The sequence below is a fragment of the Paenibacillus sp. fava2 genome (genome assembly GCF_058313675.1).
Genome location: NZ_CM177755.1, coordinates 2,258,540 through 2,272,540 on the forward strand (window position 1 = coordinate 2,258,540; position 14,001 = coordinate 2,272,540).

A 14,001-nucleotide genomic window follows, 5' to 3' on the forward strand; every position below is an offset into this window, starting at 1 on the left:
CATGTCTATTAAATTGCGGCTGACAGCCTGGTATTCAGGGATTTTGGCCGTTATGCTGCTGGCCTTATCAGCCGCAATTTACGGTTTTGTCTATTTTAATACTTATGGGGATCTGAAAGAACGGCTTATGCGGCAGGCACAGCAGGTAGGCCTCAAAACTGACTTTGACTACAATGATGGAACTCTTAAACAGGTGCTAGGCGGTCCGGCGGGGCAGAGCCTGTTTGCCCAGCTGTATATTTACGATCTGGATAAATTGATTCCAAGCCAGAACATGTCTGAGATCAATCTGCAGTTCAAGGTGCCGGCCAAGGCGGACGCCGCCAGCCAGCAGGGATTCTCGCAGGCCAATTACGGCGGAAATCCGTTTCTGATCTACCAGCAGGCTTTTGATGTAGGCACCTCTAACGGAAATTACCCTGCGGTGCTGCAGGTGGCGGTGTATACGGGTGAACAGCTGTCGCTTCTGAACCGGCTTAAAAATATTCTGCTCGTCGGCTCCTTTGCCACGCTGATTGCCGCGTTTACATTCGGGCTTTTCCTGGCCCGGAAATCTATGAGCCCGATCGGCATGGTCATTGAGGCAGCCAACGGGATTCAGACCGGCAACGATCTCAGCTCACGGATTGAATATAACGGACCTCCGGACGAGATCGGCCGGCTGATTGAGACGGTTAACAGTATGCTTGGGCGGATGGAGGGCTTCTACAGGGAGCTTGAGGATTCCTATGCCACCCAGCGCCGGTTCGTATCGGATGCTTCACACGAATTGCGGACACCGCTTACAACGATCCGGGGTAACATCGACCTGCTGCAGAAGGTCTGGGAGATGGAACCTGAGCAGAGCCGGATGAGTGAAGCCGAAATCCGCCAGCTGTCCATTGAGTCAGTGAAGGATATAGCCGATGAGTCCAAACGGATGAGCCGGCTTGTCGGCGACATGCTCTCGCTGGCACGGGCGGATACCGGCCGCACCTTTGACAAGGAGCCGGTGGCGCTCGAGCCGCTGATGACAGAGGTGGCCCGCAGAGCGTCGTTCCTGCCGCGCCAGTCCGAATGGTCTATCGGCGATCTGAGCCAGATGAACGGTAAATATATTGTCGGCAACAAGGATTATTTGCAGCAGATGCTGTTCATTTTCATTGACAATGCCTTTAAGTATACGCCTTCCGGCGAGGTTACCATGGATGCTGTGTTCTATCAGAATCAGGTGGGCATCCGGATCAAGGACACCGGGATCGGCATGGACAAGGATCAGGTGCCGCACATCTTTGACCGCTTCTACCGGGCGGACGAATCAAGGGGAATGACCGAAGGAATTGGCCTCGGGCTGTCTATCGCCAAATGGATTATCGATGAGCACGGAGGGTCAGTGGAGGTAGTTACCCGACAGGGCGAGGGGACGACCTTTATTATCTGGCTGCCCCTTCTCTTTGCTCCGCCGCTGGAATAGGGTATAATAGACAGGTCCTATTATAGCCGTCATTGACAGCAGAAAGCCGGTGAACATACATGGAAGTCATCAAAATTTCTCCCCGGGGCTATTGCTATGGTGTCGTAGATGCCATGGTGATGGCACGGCAGGCCGCCCAGAACCTCGATCTGCCCCGGCCGATTTATATACTTGGCATGATTGTACATAACAGTCATGTTACGAATTCCTTTGAGGACGATGGAATTATTACCCTTGACGGGCATAACCGTCTGGATATTCTCGATAAGGTCGACAGCGGTACGGTTATCTTTACCGCACACGGTGTTTCTCCTGAAGTGCGCAGGCTGGCCCGCGCCAAAGGGTTGACTACGGTGGATGCTACTTGTCCGGATGTAACGAAGACCCACGATCTCATCAAAGAGAAGGTGGAGGAAGGCTACGAGATTATTTATATCGGCAAAAAAGGCCATCCGGAGCCGGAAGGCGCCGTAGGCATCGCGCCGGAGCATGTCCATCTGATCGAGAAGGAAGAAGAGATCGCAGGCCTGAATGTGCCCTCTTCACGAATCGTCATCACGAACCAGACCACGATGAGCCAGTGGGATATCAAGCATATTATGAAAAAGCTGCTGGAAACCTACCCCGGAGCAGAAGTGCATAATGAGATCTGCATGGCTACTCAGGTGCGCCAGGAGGCTGTGGCTGATCAAGCCGGGCAGTGCGACCTGGTAATCGTCGTCGGTGATCCGCGCAGCAACAATTCCAACCGGCTGGCACAGGTCTCTGAAGAGATTGCCGGTACGCCTGCCCACCGGATTGCAGATGTATCCGAGCTGAATACCGAATGGCTGAAGGGTGTTAACAAGGTAGGAGTAACTTCAGGGGCCTCCACGCCTACCCCGATCACTAAAGAGCTTATTAACTATCTGGAGCAGTACGATCCGGCGAAGCCTGAGACTTGGGAGATCAAGCGTACAGTGAACATGGCGAAGCTGCTGCCGCCGGTCAAGAACAAGACTACGAGCGCTACCTGAGGCTGTTCTGAACTTATTCGTTATCTATTTCACATGCCATAATCAGGCACCTGTTCCTCCGGTTGGAGAGAACGGGTGCTTTTTATGTTGCTTTGTATTCCTTGTTTTTCCATAAAAGTAGTCTTGGCGAATATTGCCATTCTAGTAATTACTGGAATAACCGGCGGTTCCAGCCGGAAAATAAGTTGACGGATACTGTATTATGCGGTAAAATCACTTTAGCGCTTAAAAGCACACACGCGTCGTAGCGTAATAGTATTTTTATTTATTTTAAAATTATAACAGGAATATCCTGACAAAGGGGAGCTATAATATGATCGTTATTACGTCTAATCAGACACCGCAGGAGCAGGTAAATGACATTATTGCCGTTATTGAAAAACAGGGCTTGCAGGTCCATCTGTCGCGCGGTGCAGACCATACGGTAATCGGACTCATCGGCGGTGTTACGCCAAGTCTTGCCGAGCATCTGCGCCAGATGAAGGGTGTGCAGAACGTTGTGAAGATCACCAAATCCTACAAGCTGGCCAGCCGTGACTTCCATCCGGAGGATACCATTATCGATATCCGCGGCGTGAAGATCGGCGGGGAGAATCTTGTGGTTATGGGCGGGCCGTGTGCGGTTGAATCACCTGAGCAGATTGATGAAATCGCCCGGCTGGTCAAGGCCTCCGGCGGCCAGGTGCTGCGCGGCGGCGCATTCAAGCCGCGTACCGGCCCATACAGCTTCCAGGGTGTTGGTGTGGAAGGCCTGACGATGATGGCCGAGGCCGGCAAGAAGCATGGCCTGCTGACCATTACCGAGGTTATGACACCGGAGTATGTGGATATTTGTGCGGAGCATGCGGATATTCTGCAGGTAGGCACACGCAATATGCAGAATTTCGATCTGCTGCGCAAGCTCGGCACCTGCGGCCGCCCTGTGCTGCTTAAACGCGGCTTCAGCGCAACCTATGACGAACTCCTGAACGCGGCCGAGTACATCCTTGCCGGCGGCAACCGTGATGTTATGCTGTGCGAGCGCGGAATCCGAACATTCGAGACTTATACCCGTAATACCCTTGATCTGTCCGCGATTCCGGTGCTCCAGAGCCTGAGCCATCTGCCGGTTATTTCTGACCCGAGCCACGGCACCGGCCGCCGCGAGCTGGTAGAGCCGATGGCCAAAGCCTCTGTTGCCGCCGGGGCTAATGGTCTGATTATTGAAATGCATACAGATCCTGACAATTCCATGACAGGTGACGGGGTTCAGTCCCTGTTCCCGGATCAGTTCGATAAGCTGCTTAGAGATCTGGAGAAACTTGCACCGCTGGTCGGACGCAAATTCTCCGAATCGCTTGAAGCGGCGCCTATTGCCTGATTAACCGGAAGAAACCTGCCACACATGGCCTTCTTTCCTGCAACCAGGCGGGAAAGAGGGCTATTTTATATTTAGGCTGGCATTATGGAATACAATTTGAGGCAAGCTGCGGCTTATTCACGAAAGCGTCAGAATATCTTACATTGTGATCAAAAATACCTGACATAAGCATTGACGATGTTAGGTATGAGTTTTATAATGACGACAGTAAAAAAATAAAAACAAGAACATTTGATACTGAGAGCGGGTTAATGTTCGGAACTTGGGGAGGAATTATTCATGTCGGTTGAAAAAGTGTTGCAGACGATCAAGGAAAACAATATCGAGTGGGTGGATTTTCGCTTTGTAGATTTGGGTGGACGTGCTCATCATATCTCATTGCCAGCATCTGCAGTTGAGGAAGAAACATTTGTAAATGGTGTAGCGTTTGATGGTTCTTCCATCAAAGGATTCCGCGGTATTGAAGAATCGGACATGGTAATGATGCCTGATCCAAGTACTGTATACATTGATCCTTTTACAGCTCACCCGACGCTGAATATCATGTGTGACATCTTCACTCCTGACGGCGAACGTTATGAGCGCGACCCGCGTGGTATCGCAGTAAAAGCTGAAGAGTTCCTGCAGGCAAGCGGTGTAGGTACAGCAGCATTCTTCGCACCTGAGTCCGAGTTTTTCATCTTTGACGATGTTCGTTACGAAACTACAATGCACAGCTCTTCCTTCTCCGTAGATTCCGAAGAAGCAGCATGGAACACGAACCGCAAGGAAGAAGGCGGCAACCTGGGCTTCAAGGTTGGCGTTAAAGGCGGATATGTTCCGGTAGCACCAGTGGATTCCCAACAGGATATTCGCAGTGAAATGTGCCGTTTGCTCGGCGAAGCAGGTCTTGAAATTGAACGTCACCACCATGAAGTGGCGACTGCGGGACAAGCGGAAATCAACTTCCGTTTCGATACCCTGAAGAAAACAGCTGACAATCTACTGACTTACAAATATATTGTGCAGAACACTGCACGCCAGTACGGCAAGGTTGCAACCTTCATGCCAAAACCGCTGTTCGGTGACAATGGTAGCGGGATGCACGTTCACCAGTCGATCTTCAACGGCAGCGAGCCTTTGTTCTACGAAAAAGGTGCTTATGCCAACCTGAGTGAAATGGCTCTGCACTACATCGGCGGTATCCTGTATCATGCTCCAGCACTGATCGCGCTGACTAACCCAAGCACCAACTCGTTCAAACGTTTGGTACCTGGTTATGAAGCACCGGTTAACCTGGTATATTCCAAAGGTAACCGTTCCGCTGCTGTCCGTATTCCGGTAGCTGCTGTAACACCTAAGGGCTGTCGTATTGAATTCCGTACACCTGACTCCACTGCTAACCCTTACCTGGCATTCTCGGCTATGCTGATGGCTGGTCTGGACGGAATCAAGAAAAAGATCAACCCTGAAGAAATGGGTTACGGTCCGCTGGACAAGAACATCTACGAATTGTCCGATGCCGACAAAGAAAAAATCCGCAGCGTACCAGGCAGCCTGAACGAAGCGCTTGACGCTCTGGAAGCTGACTATGAGTTCCTTACAGAAGGCGGCGTATTCACTAAGGACTTCATCGATAACTACATCGCTCTGAAACGCGGTGAAGCACAAGAGGTTGCCATTCGCGTTCATCCGCACGAATATGCCCTATACTTCGACGTATAGGATCGGAATAATAAATATTTTAGCTTTGCTCAGAAGCCTCCGGGGAGACCCGGAGGCTTTTTTGTGACCTTTTTGGAGACTGACTGTATGGTTTGAATTGTCAGAAAACATAAATCAACGAAAATTTTCGTAAAAATGTCCGATAATTAAGAATATTCTATTATAAATAGAAAAGAATGCGTTTACTAAAATGAGATTTAGTATGATTTGAGATACCTTCCGGACAAAATTTTAGTTCTATGTGATTCTTCATTTCATGATTTATCCGCATTTTCGGCAGTATTTTCGGATGATTCCTGGTTACTGCAGGAGTGTCAATTGCAGATGAGGAAGGGAAAAAACCTTGATAATTTAACATTTAAGGCGAGGATTTAATTAACTCTGAACTATATACAGCAGTTCATCCAAAAATACCTTTACAACATTTGTTAACGGTGCCATAATAAATTCGAAAACGGTTTCGTAAATAGATCTGGAAGGATGAATACTTTGGCACATAAAAAAAGTGCAGGCTGGCAGTTCACCGGGCAGAATGGGGAGTTCAGTCTGGAGCAGCCTGACCGGAGCAGTTTCTTGTATTTTCCGCTGGTTAATGAAGGGGGCATGATGTCCTCCGTCACTCCGCAGCTTCATGGCCAGGTAACCTCGGGACATAATACCTTTCTGACACCGCCGCTCTCTGTGGAGGATCTGCACAATTCGCGGGCATCCCGCAATTTCTGGGTTTATATCGACGGCAAGGGAGCCTGGTCGGCAGCCGGGAATTCAGCCCGCCAGCATGCGGAGGCTTATTCGGAGACTACAGACGATGCTCTGCTGGAAGCGGGGCTGCTGTGGCACAAGGTTACACGGGAGAACCGGCAGCTGGGCATCAAAGCGGAAGTGACCAGCGTCGTTCCCGGCGGGAGTGATAAGGTTGAGCTGATGAAGGTGGTGCTTACGAATACGGGAACAGGGGAAATATGGATTACGCCCACTGCGGCCATCCCGCTGTATGCACGTTCGGCAGATGATCTGCGGGATCACCGGCATGTCACTTCACTGCTGAACCGGATCTATACCTTGGACTATGGCGTTGAGGTTCAGCCCGCATTGTCTTTTGATGAACGCGGACATCGGGTTAATCATACGTCCTATGGTGTTTTTGGCGCGGAAGAGGACGGTGCTCTGCCTGTTGGTTTCTTTCCTGTTCAGGAAGAGTTTATTGGTGAAGGCGGCAGCCTGGACTGGCCTGAAGCGGTAGTATGGAATGCGGAGCCGCAGCCCGGCCGGGGCGGAGCTCTGCATAGCGAGGGTTATGAAGCACTGGGAGGAATAAGATTCGCTTCAGTTGCGCTGCAGCCGGGCCAGAGCCGTTCGTATGTAGTGGTGATGGCAATAGGCAATGACCGGATTGATATGGAAGAACTGATGGGGAAATACGGTTCTGCAGCGGCTTTTGATGCCGAGCTTACGGCTAATAAGCAGTTCTGGGCGGACAAAGTGAACACAGTGTCTTTCCATACGGGGGATGACCGCGCTGACCAGTGGATGAAATGGGTTACCTTGCAGCCGGTGCTGCGCAGGCTGTACGGGAACTCATTTCTGCCCTACCATGATTACGGCCGCGGCGGCCGGGGCTGGCGTGATTTATGGCAGGATTGCCTGGCCCTGCTGATCATGGAACCGGAGGATGTGCGCAGCCTGCTGCTGAATAATTATGCGGGTGTGAGAATAGACGGCAGCAATGCAACCATCATCGGCCAGCACCCCGGAGAGTTCATTGCCGACCGGAATAACATCCCGCGCGTATGGATGGACCATGGGGCGTGGCCGTTTATGACAACCCTGCTGTATTTGAATCAAAGCGGTGATCTCGATTTTCTGCTCCAGGAGCAGACGTACTTCCGGGATTCCTTCATGAGCCGCTGCCGTGAACGCGACAGCTCCTGGGAGCCTGCTGCAGGCAGCAGCCTGCGCACCAGTGCAGGAGAGGTCTATACCGGTACGATCCTGGAGCATATCCTGCTGCAGAATCTGGTTCCGTTCTTCAATGTAGGTGAGCATAATAACATTCTGCTGGAGGGTGCAGACTGGAATGACGGGCTGGATATGGCGGCCCAGCGGGGAGAAAGTGTTACCTTCACCGCCTTCTACGGCGATAACCTTTATGAGCTGTCCGAGCTGCTGCGCACATTGCAGGACCGAACCGGAAGCGGCACACTGGAGCTGGCGGAAGAAATGCTGCTGCTGCTGGACTCCTTGGGCGAGAGTGTCGATTATGCATCTGTATCCGCCAAGCAGGAACGGCTGAACCGCTATTATGCTGCTGCGCCGAACCGGGTGAGCGGCATCCGGGCAGAGCTGGAGCTTGGACGGGTGGCGGATGACCTGGCCCGCAAGGCAGAGTGGATCTTCAGCCACCTGCGCAGTAATGAATGGGTGGAAAGTATTCACGGCGGCGGCTGGTTTAACGGCTACTACAATAATGACGGTGAACGGGTAGAAGGAGAGGGGGACGGAGGTGTCCGGATGACGCTTACCGGACAGGTGTTTCCGCTTCTCGGCCGCGCAGCAGCCCCTGAGCAGATTCCGCATATGATCGCATCCGTAGAAAGAAACCTGTTCGATGCCAGAATCGGCTACCGGCTGAATTCGGACTTCGGCGGCATCCAGCAAAATCTGGGCCGTGCCTTCGGGTTTGCTTTTGGCCATAAAGAGAACGGGGCGATGTTCAGCCATATGACTGTAATGTACGGAAATGCGCTGTATAAACGCGGTTACGTCCGTGAAGGATACAAGGTGCTTGATTCGTTGTACAGCCTGAGCGTGAATTTTGAGCTGAGCAGGATGTACCCGGGGATTCCGGAATATATCAATGAAAAAGGCAGAGGGATGTATACGTATCTGACCGGCTCGGCCAGCTGGCTGCTGCTGACGATGGTGACAGAGGTATTCGGCGTTAAAGGACATCTGGGTGATCTGCTGCTTGCACCGAAGCTGGTCAAGGAGCAGTTTGATGCACAGGGCAGGGCGTCGGTTAAGACTCTGTTTGCCGGACGTGAGCTGGAGGTCGCCTACACGTCCACAGGAAGCGCTGAGTATGGAGAGTACCAAATACACGGAGTTACTCTAAACGGCGCTGTGGTGACGCTTCAGCGCGTCTCAGAGGGTGTGCTGATTCCGCGTGCGGTGCTGCAGGGATTGCCGGAAGGACAGGTTCATGAACTGAAGGTTGAACTTGCCTGAGCAATAGATAAATAATGAGAAGTGCCTGCGCTGCCTCTTAAGGTGCTGCAGGCTCTTTTTTGATAGACTCTGAACAAGCGGTTATTCTGAAAGGATGGATGAGAATGGCACACCAGCTCTCAAATGGAATTTTGACTGTGGATATTGCAGAGCCCGGCGATTACAGCGGCACCAGATTTGACTGGACCGGTTTTATTACCCAGGTCACACTGGAGGAAGGGAAGCATACCTTTTGTGTTCCGGAGAGTCTGCAGGCAGGAAAAGGCAGCGGGGGGATCGGGCTTTGCAACGAATTCGGCATCTCCCGGGCAATCGGCTACACGGAAGCGGCCGCCGGGGAGTGGTTTCCGAAGCCGGGTGTTGGGCTGCTGCAGAAGACGGATGATGCTGCTTATGATTTTATGGCTGCGTACCCGCTCATCCCCGCTGAGATAAAGACGGAAAGCAGCCGGCATGAAATAGTATATATGGTGAAGTCTGAGGAGTGCAGGGGGTACAGTATGCTTTTTAGCAAACGGATCTCTCTTCACGGGGACAGGCTCACCATTGATTATTCACTGGAAAATACCGGGGTAAAGCCGCTGCATACGGAAGAGTATATTCATAACTTCGTTGGAATCAATGATGCTCCTGCCGGGAAAGACTATGAGCTGAGACTACCTGCAGAAGCCGGTGTGCATGAACCGGAATCCTCGTATACCTCCGGGCTGCTGCATGTGTCGGGAAACCTTGTAAGCTGGACTGCTGTGCCTGACCGTCCGTTCTACTGCCGGCTGAGCGGCTGGGAGAAGGAGGATGCGGATTGGTACTGGGAGCTGGTTCACAAGCCGAGCGGAGCAGGCATGCGTGAGAGCGGAAGCTTCCGTCCGGAGCGTATGGCTCTCTGGGGGGAACGGCATGTGATTTCTCCTGAGGTTTTTGCGGACATCAGCATTTTACCGCGTCACAGCAGGGATTGGAGCCGCAGCTATCAGTTTTTCACGTTCTGAGGCCAGGCGATCTTACGCTACATGTGAATAATTATACTTGCTGGCGTGTTGGAATGCTGCTATCATAGCGATATCCATATTCGTAGGAGAGAAAGGATGGGGGCAATTTTGAGCAAGAGAGCATACAATTTCAATGCAGGACCGGCGGCGCTGCCGCTTGAAGTACTCGAACGCGCACAGGCGGAGTTTGTTGAATTCCGGGAGAGCGGAATGTCCATTATGGAGATGTCGCACCGCGGGGCAATATACGAATCCGTGCATAATGAAGCGCAGGAGCGTCTGCTTTCCCTGCTCGGCAATCCTGAGGGCTACAAAGTATTATTTGTGCAGGGCGGAGCCAGCACGCAGTTCGCCATGATCCCGATGAACCTCATCTCCAGCGGACAAGTCGGCAGCTATGTAATGACAGGAAGCTGGGCGGACAAGGCACTCAAGGAAGCGAAGCTGGTAGGAGAAGCGCATGTTGCCGCATCCTCCGAGGACAAGAAGTTCCTGGCTATTCCGGAGCTTAGCAGTATCAAGCCTGCTGACAATGCAGCTTACCTGCATATTACCTCCAATGAGACCATTGAAGGGACGCAATATGCGGAATATCCGGATACAGGCTCTCTTCCGCTGATTGCAGATATGTCCAGTGATATTCTGAGCCGTTCCTTTGATGTCAGCAAATTCGGGCTGATCTACGCCGGCGCGCAGAAGAATCTTGGACCTTCCGGGGTGACTGTGGTAATTGCCAAAGAAGAGCTTATTGCCAAATCACCTGCGAACATCCCGACGATCCTGCGTTATGATACACATTACAAGAACAACTCTCTTTACAATACACCGCCATCCTTTTCTGTATATATGGTCAATGAAGTGTTAAAATGGATTGAGGAGCAGGGCGGGCTTGCCGGCATCGAATCCAAAAACCGTGATAAATCCGGTCTGCTGTACGATCATATCGACGGCAGCGACGGCTTCTACCGCGGAGTAGCAGAGGCAGGCAGCCGTTCCATTATGAACGTCACCTTCCGGATGCAGTCCGAGGAGCTGGAGAAACAGTTCGTCAAGGCTGCCGAGCAGGAAGGCTTCATCGGCCTCAAGGGACACCGCAGCGTCGGAGGCTTGCGTGCTTCCATCTATAACGCTGTTCCTTATGAGAGCGTTAAGGCGCTTGCTGATTTCATGAAGCATTTCCGGCAAACTCAAGGCTAATGATTCAAATTTCCGGACCTTCCGCTGCTTAGGCGGAAGGTCTTCTGCTTGCCTTTGAACGGTCCGTCTGTCATCCTAGAGCTGTATGTTTACTTACAACACAGGGCTATTGAAGCCTACAGAGAGGAAGTTTACCTAAATGGCATTACACATTGTGCTGGTTGAACCGGAAATACCGGCGAACACCGGCAATATTGCCCGTACCTGTGCGGCTACCGGCACCCATCTTCATCTGGTCCGGCCGCTGGGCTTCCGCACCGACGATGCGACGCTGAAGCGGGCGGGGCTGGATTACTGGCATGCTGTCACCATTGAATATCATGATTCGTTTGCCGAGGTCCTGGAGAAATACAGCGAAGGACGTTTTTTCTACGCTACGACTAAGGCTGAGAAGCGGTATACAGACTTTGCCTTCCGGGACGGTGATTTCTTTGTTTTCGGCAAAGAAACCAAAGGGCTGTCGCCAGAGATACTGGAAGCAGGGAAGGAAACAGCGATGCGTATGCCGATGGGCCAGGCGGTCAGATCGCTGAATTTATCCAATTCGGCAGCGATTATTGTCTATGAAGCACTGCGTCAGCTGGATTTTCCGGAACTTTTTTAAAAGTAGACATGATTTTTTGTTTTTTTCAGCAGGATTCGACAATATGAATAACGAAATAGAAGAATACTGCCGAAAAAAGTAGTAACTACTAATTTAATAGTTGAACAGGAGAGGTGTACGTAAGATATGAAACCTGCTGGCGTAGTTCGTAAAGTAGATCAGCTGGGTAGAATTGTTCTGCCTAAGTCTCTGCGTAAAAGGTACCAAATGAATGAAGGAGACCCGGTAGAAATTCTTGTGCAGGGCGACCACATCATTTTGGAGCGCTACCGTCCCAAATGTGTGTTCTGCGGATCCATGGAAGGCGTAAGCGAGTATAAAGAACGTTACATCTGTGCAGAATGTCTTTCAGAAATGACCCAATTGCCGAGACATGCTTAAGTCCTGTCCCTTTTCTCCCGGAGAAGGCGGCAAGTAACATTCCTACATAGTTCTGGTACTGCGCATCCACAGCGGGCCAACACTGAAAAAAAACGCCGCACACTGTGCGGCGTTTTTTCGGATTCGAAGCAGTGTGTACCGTATGGGACACGGCGGTCAACTACAAACCTTTGGTCTTATCGTCGTTGTAAGCAGCGGTTAGTATACCGGTCAGAAAAAGCAGGAGTACGAGGGTGACAATCCAAAAGGTTAAGGAGAACGACATACTGGACACCTCCGTAAAGGATTGTAAACGTTACCTTCATTATAACCTGCTGCGGTCATAAATTAAAAGCGGAAAAGTGAGAAAAGACATTGACAGGATATCGCATTGAATAGATGAAAGCTTGCAATAGAAATGATGCTACTTGAAAAACAGGAAATTGGTCGGCACCTGCCGGAGAACTCCGTCAGACGGCTTGTTGATGACTTTGCCCCGGAATATCAGTGAGGATGAGCCTCCGCCGTCCAGATTATAGGCATCAACTACACCCATGCGCCACAGCTTGCTCTGTAATTCCGTCAGAGTTGCCCCGGAATTGCCGCTCTCGTTATAACCATCGGCAACCAGCACAAGCAGCTGATCATCTTTATATTTGCCGATTATGGTACGAGGGGCACGTTTGGGGCTTATCTGCCATTTCAAAGGAATGGGCTGCAGCATGCCGTTCTTGATCAGTACAGGCACAAAGGTTGCGCCAAATGCCGGTTCAAGCTGGTCGAGCTGTGCCCTGCTGCTGAATTTGCCGCCGATCAGCTTGCCGGCTTTGCTGAGGCCGACGAAGCTGAGATCCTTATAGGTTGGTTCAAAGCCGTACAGATAGCTGCCGTTCGCAATGGTCGTGGACAATGGATACCGCTTGCCGTTCTGGTCGGCAAAGCCGCCGGCGTTGATGCCGGCAACCGCGCCATAACGGTTTGCGGCCTGCATGGTTGTTTCTGCCTGGCCGGTGCCGTCGCCGGCCAGGCTCATTTTCATCGCTGCAGCATCCTTCAGCCTGATTTTTAAGGCATATGCTTTATAGTTGCCGGGGTTCAGCCGGTATAATTCAATGGTAATCCGGTCACTGCTGATGACATCCGCGGGAACGCCGAGCCTTGCCGTGATCCGTCTGTTATAGATCAGCTCCGGGCGGGACACCTGGGCTGCAGCTGTGGTGACCAGCGAATTCATCGCATTCGTGGTCTGGTTATACAGTGTGGCAGTGGCCCCTATCGCATCAATGGTGTGCGATGCGGCATTCTGGGCCTGCAGCAAATCCTGCTTCAGCTGAGCCGTCTGTTCAAGCGGTCCGGGAGCGGCAGCAAACTGGCTCGTATCCAGATCCAGTGTCAGCTTGGGCTGATATGCCCAAAGGGCAATCAGGAGTCCGATAAAAGGCGCCGTCAGAAGCATGAAGAAACGGTTGACTCTTTTGACAGGGGTCATCATTTTAACAGATCCATCTCTTTCTTGAGTGCATCCAGCTGCTTCTTGACCTCATTTAGCTGGGTGTAAAGCTTATTGCTGTTGTCGGTCTTATTGCTTGCGTTATCTTTGGTAAACGTCAGCAGTTCATTAAAGGTCTGCACCGTGTTCTGCAGCTCCTTCACTTCTTCGGAGAGGGCGGCGATCCGCGCCTCGTAATCGGTTTGCAAAACGGTAAGCTGCTGCCGGCTCTGATTACCGAGCTCAGCCAGCACCTGCTGCTTCAGATGGTTGGTGTAGCTGTAGACGGCATATGCACCTACTCCAATCATCACAATCCAGAACAGTAAAAACCATTTTACGGAAGGGCCTTTTCTCACTGCAGTACGCCGCGAGTGTACAGGGGTCGATTCCGCTAGCGGTTGCATTTCAACATCACCTCAAGCACTTTTTTTCAAGTCCTCATTCTATCAGACTTTTACAAGTTTCGCAAAAGTGAAAGAGCCTAAATGCAAAGGAGAAAAAGTATTTGCATCCTATTAAAGTACTGCGATACAATTTCTATAGATTGGAATATCTGAGGGGCGTATTCAAGGAAAAAGAAGGAAAAACTATACATATA

The 14,001-nt window shown here is 51.3% G+C and carries 11 protein-coding genes; 9 read left to right on the forward strand and 2 right to left on the reverse strand.

What is annotated here, in order from left to right; genetic code table 11:
* Position 1: 1 nt before the first annotated feature.
* The 9 genes from AC4G46_RS09415 (at position 2) to AC4G46_RS09455 (ending at position 11,932) form a co-directional block, all read left to right on the forward strand.
* Complete coding sequence (locus AC4G46_RS09415; RefSeq protein ID WP_491127696.1) at positions 2 to 1,453, forward strand: sensor histidine kinase; 1,452 nt, start codon at positions 2 to 4, stop codon at positions 1,451 to 1,453.
* 59 nt (positions 1,454 to 1,512) lie between these two features.
* On the forward strand, positions 1,513 to 2,469 hold the full coding sequence (locus AC4G46_RS09420) for a 4-hydroxy-3-methylbut-2-enyl diphosphate reductase (protein ID WP_491127697.1): 957 nt from the start codon (positions 1,513 to 1,515) through the stop codon (positions 2,467 to 2,469).
* A 313-nt stretch (positions 2,470 to 2,782) separates the two neighbouring features.
* Positions 2,783 to 3,829, forward strand: coding sequence for a 3-deoxy-7-phosphoheptulonate synthase (aroF, locus tag AC4G46_RS09425; protein WP_039871525.1), 1,047 nt, complete (start codon positions 2,783 to 2,785; stop codon positions 3,827 to 3,829).
* A 279-nt stretch (positions 3,830 to 4,108) separates the two neighbouring features.
* Positions 4,109 to 5,533 (forward strand): type I glutamate--ammonia ligase, encoded by a 1,425-nt coding sequence (gene glnA, locus AC4G46_RS09430; RefSeq protein ID WP_491127698.1) that lies wholly within the window; start codon positions 4,109 to 4,111, stop codon positions 5,531 to 5,533.
* Positions 5,534 to 6,013: 480 nt separating this feature from the next.
* On the forward strand, positions 6,014 to 8,761 hold the full coding sequence (locus AC4G46_RS09435) for a GH36-type glycosyl hydrolase domain-containing protein (protein WP_491127699.1): 2,748 nt from the start codon (positions 6,014 to 6,016) through the stop codon (positions 8,759 to 8,761).
* A 104-nt stretch (positions 8,762 to 8,865) separates the two neighbouring features.
* Positions 8,866 to 9,750: a hypothetical protein gene (locus tag AC4G46_RS09440; RefSeq protein WP_491127700.1), complete on the forward strand. Its 885-nt coding sequence runs from the start codon at positions 8,866 to 8,868 to the stop codon at positions 9,748 to 9,750.
* Between the two features lie 105 nt (positions 9,751 to 9,855).
* Positions 9,856 to 10,947, forward strand: coding sequence for a 3-phosphoserine/phosphohydroxythreonine transaminase (gene serC / locus AC4G46_RS09445; RefSeq protein ID WP_491128835.1), 1,092 nt, complete (start codon positions 9,856 to 9,858; stop codon positions 10,945 to 10,947).
* A gap of 139 nt (positions 10,948 to 11,086) precedes the next feature.
* Positions 11,087 to 11,551 (forward strand): tRNA (uridine(34)/cytosine(34)/5-carboxymethylaminomethyluridine(34)-2'-O)-methyltransferase TrmL, encoded by a 465-nt coding sequence (gene trmL, locus AC4G46_RS09450; protein ID WP_090713778.1) that lies wholly within the window; start codon positions 11,087 to 11,089, stop codon positions 11,549 to 11,551.
* A gap of 126 nt (positions 11,552 to 11,677) precedes the next feature.
* Positions 11,678 to 11,932, forward strand: coding sequence for an AbrB/MazE/SpoVT family DNA-binding domain-containing protein (locus AC4G46_RS09455; protein WP_068728943.1), 255 nt, complete (start codon positions 11,678 to 11,680; stop codon positions 11,930 to 11,932).
* Positions 11,933 to 12,335: 403 nt separating this feature from the next.
* Here the strand turns inward: AC4G46_RS09455 and AC4G46_RS09460 are convergent, their stop codons facing one another.
* Positions 12,336 to 13,403, reverse strand: a complete 1,068-nt coding sequence (locus AC4G46_RS09460; RefSeq protein WP_491127701.1) for a phosphodiester glycosidase family protein — start codon at positions 13,401 to 13,403, stop codon at positions 12,336 to 12,338.
* The gene (locus AC4G46_RS09465) at positions 13,400 to 13,807 is read right to left on the reverse strand and encodes a hypothetical protein (protein WP_491127702.1); all 408 of its coding nucleotides are present in this window, start codon (positions 13,805 to 13,807) and stop codon (positions 13,400 to 13,402) included. Before AC4G46_RS09465 ends, AC4G46_RS09460 begins: the two co-directional genes overlap by 4 nt.
* Positions 13,808 to 14,001: the final 194 nt, after the last annotated feature.